The sequence below is a fragment of the Mesotoga sp. B105.6.4 genome (assembly GCF_002896535.1).
Taxonomy (GTDB): domain Bacteria; phylum Thermotogota; class Thermotogae; order Petrotogales; family Kosmotogaceae; genus Mesotoga.
Genome location: NZ_JWIM01000097.1, coordinates 1 through 3621 on the forward strand (window position 1 = coordinate 1; position 3621 = coordinate 3621).

Annotated in this window: 3 protein-coding genes; all 3 read left to right on the forward strand. The window is 42.7% G+C overall.

Annotation, left to right across the window (positions count from 1 at the left end; all coding sequences use genetic code 11):
• Positions 1–335: 335 nt before the first annotated feature.
• Entirely contained in the window at positions 336–1442 is a 1107-nt protein-coding gene (locus RJ60_RS14675) for a hypothetical protein (RefSeq protein WP_103135246.1), read from the forward strand.
• 32 nt (positions 1443–1474) lie between these two features.
• Complete coding sequence (locus tag RJ60_RS14680; protein WP_219725907.1) at positions 1475–2647, forward strand: hypothetical protein; 1173 nt, start codon at positions 1475–1477, stop codon at positions 2645–2647.
• A gap of 163 nt (positions 2648–2810) precedes the next feature.
• The coding region (locus RJ60_RS14685; RefSeq protein WP_103135248.1) for a hypothetical protein at positions 2811–3621 on the forward strand (811 nt) is incomplete at its 3' end.

Consider the following 3621-nt stretch of genomic DNA (forward strand, 5'->3'; position numbering starts at 1 on the left):
TTCTCTGTCCTTGTACTTACTCACAATCTTAGCTAAATAAAGGCCTTTAGGTTTGCTCTTCATAACAGAATGATAGCACAAAGAAACGAGCAAAGTCAATTACAAATTGACTATTCACTGTCTACACTCTCACTACGTTCATGTGTCTTTTTCCTCTCTGAGAAAGTCTTTCATTCATTCTCTGTCGGGGAACTTCAGACTAACTATGATGCCAAGAGATTAAATCAAGGAACGGATGTTTTGGGAATCTAAATGAATGCTTACAATAGAACTTCTGGATAGTCGAACAGACAATTGGGATCTTCTGTTCAAGGCAATCGAAGGAGGTTGTTCTCGTGGGAGAATCTAAGATTATTGACCAATTTGCTGTTGAATCTGAGTATGGGATAAGGTCTTTCAATATTTACGAAGGTGATATTTTCGATCACGGTGCCGAATTATCACTTCAAGAGAAACCTTTACTCGTTCTCTCGACTCATTCCTCGAAGCACTTTGACCCTGCAGGCGCTGTTCTGGAGAAGTTGCAGGAACATCTTGGAAGACGTTTGAACTTGGATAAGAATCCGCTTTTATCTTGGAGAGGTATATCCGTTTTTTTTGAAGAAACTGAAGATTTCGATTTCAAAGGGATTTTGACACTCCGTATTCCCAGGACAAATATTGAATCTCTTTCATCGAGCGTCTCTTTGTTTGAAGAGGTCTTGGACGTATTTACATCTTCACTCACTGTTCTAGAAAGCCTTGGATTTCCTTTTGAAGATGTCTTCTTTCCAATTATTGCAGGTCAGAGGATTTCGGAGATCTTGCCATCAAACGCTTCTTCTTATAAGAAGGCACTCGAGATAATGATTGAAAAAAGCAAGATTTGGCTCGAAACATCGAAACACTGTGCATCTCTAAACCTGTTCGTATATGAGAGTGAAAAACTTGAACTGGTGAAAAATGCGCTATACACAATTCGCGAAAGACACAATATTCGAGGCGACATAGTGGGAGATATTCTATCCAGTTTGATTAATCAGGTAACCGATCAAATATGTTCCCTGCAAAATCTGCGGGTCAGTGCTTCTCTGAAGAGGACGCTAAATGATCTGAAGCAACTTCTAGGCTACGAACCAGTTAGTATCCAGTCTATCAACTCTAATTCTAGAATAGTAATTGAGTATATGGCGAAGGATCTCATTAATGCCTTTGAGATTGAAACACCCGATGATAAACTCTATACAATGATTGAGTCTCTCAGGAGCAAATTATCTCCTTGGGTGATCTCTTATATGCACGCGATTAGACTTATAGGAAATTCATGCTCGCATTCTTCGAATCCGAAAAGCGACTATGTTCCTGAAACCATGGAAAAGAGCGATCTACTGGCAGTATTGGGTGCTCTTACGAATTTGCTCTCTTTGTGGATAAGCATTAGAGGAGATAATTTACGTAGCTAGTTTGGTCAGGTAGGAGAATCCGAGAAGAGTCTGTGTCTAAGGTCGATCTGATAGCCTGTGGGTTTGAATTCAACTTGAATAAAGAAGGTGTTTGTTGGATGGCAATTGCCGATCATATCGAGAGAGTGAGACAGAATTTGAGAGGTGGCAGATATAATTCTGAAGCAGCAGTATCGCAGGGGGTGGTTCTTCCCACTTTAAATGAGTTAGGATGGCCTGTATTCAATACTTCAATAGTAATTCCAGAATACTCCATTGAAGGACGCCGTGTAGATTTCGCACTTTGCTATCCTGAAAGTCGGCCTGTTGTGTTTATTGAGGTAAAAAAGGTAGGTCACTCAGATGGGGCAGATAGGCAGCTGTTCGAGTACGCGTTCATGCTTGGAGTACCTATGGCAATTTTGACAGATGGCCAGGAGTGGAGTTTCTATCTTCCTGGTGAACAGGGCCGTTATGACGAACGCAGGATCTATAAACTAGATCTTCTTGAACGTGAAATCTCGGAAGCAGCAGAAAGGCTTCAAAGATACATTAGTTACAAGAAAGTCTGCACCGGCGAGGCTCTTGAGGCTGCGAGAGAAGACTACAGAAATGTTTCGAGAGAAAGGATTATTGGTGAAAACCTTTCGAAAGCATGGAAGATGCTCTTGACCGAACCTGATTCTCTTCTACTAGAGCTGTTTGCAGAAAAGGTGGAAGACATTTGCGGATACAAGCCAGAACTAGAGGTCTGCGGAGAGTTCATCGAAAGAGAAATCATCAGCCAGAGAATGCTGATTTTGCCTGAAAGTTCAAACTCGGCAACTACCAGAAAATCGGTAACGTCATCACCAAATTACGGCGCATCCAAACTAACAGAGAGATCAGGCGTCTTCGATTTCGACTTTCAAGACCGCAGAATTTCTGCCACTTCTGCCTGTCAGGCAATGATCAAGCTTTTTCAGCTCCTATCGCAGGAAGATGCCACTTTCTTAGAACGGTTCGCTTCTCGCAAACACGGAAAGAAAAGGAGGTACTTGGCGAAAGACAAGCTTGATCTCTATCCTGGACGACCTGATTTGGCTGCTTCTCATTCTGTCGAAATAGTTCGAGGCTGGTGGATGGGCACAAATTACAGCCGCCCAAATATACAGGATATAATCAACCTCGCGCTTGAGGTTGCTAGCCCAGAGCTCAGAAGTTCAATAAGAATAAACGTACTTTGATTAACGTGTCCGGCAAAGAGGTTTAGCAAAGGTAAGAAAACTCTGAGATGGAAACTTAGGTGCGCCGGTATCGGAACTAACGATAGGCCGCATACATAAATACTAGAGCAAGAGTGACACCGAATTCTAATAATGTTAGTCGGAAGCCAAGACAGGAGGTCCTATGTACAAAATAGAAAATATGAAAGCTGAAAGAGTTGAGCCTGTGACTTTCTCGGCGATCGAGATTAAAGAAAGCGAAATTGAGGAGATTCTGAGACGCAATATCGATATGATCTGCGACGATGAGGAATCTATGATTATTGTAGGCCAACAAGTCAAGAACGAAAATAATGGACGCAGTGACCTGACGGCTATCGACAACGAAGGCAATATAGTATTGATAGAGATCAAAAGAGATCCCAGAGATATCGAAAACAGAAAGGAAGCCTTTGAGTTTCAGGCTGTTAGATATGCGGCCAGCTATGCAACCATTAGAGACATCGAAAGTCTTGTCAGAAAAGTATATGGACCCTATATTGAAAAGCATCGTGAAGAATTCGGGCAAATGGATTTAACATCATACGAACTCGGACTCCGAAGAATAAACGAATTCTTGAGGGCTAATGACGCCGAAAAGAGCTTCAACAAAAGGCAGAGAATAATCTTGGCCGCGTCCGATTTTGATGAGCAAACCTTATCGGCCGTCGCCTGGCTTAACAGCAACGGTGTCGATGTCAGCTGTTATCGCCTAATACCTTACAAACTGGATGATAAAACATATATTCGCGCAGAGCGAATACTGCCGGTGGTGAGTAGCCCGGGGGGATTTCACCCCCAGGCTCTCTCAGAACCGGACTTGAACCTCTTGATTCATCCGGCTCCCATTATCCAGCCATATAGAATATCCCCATTGTCCAGTGTACAAAGGAGATGTCATACGACCTCATTTTGTCTGTTAGCACTTCCCTCTCCTCTGTTCACAGTTCCTCCCT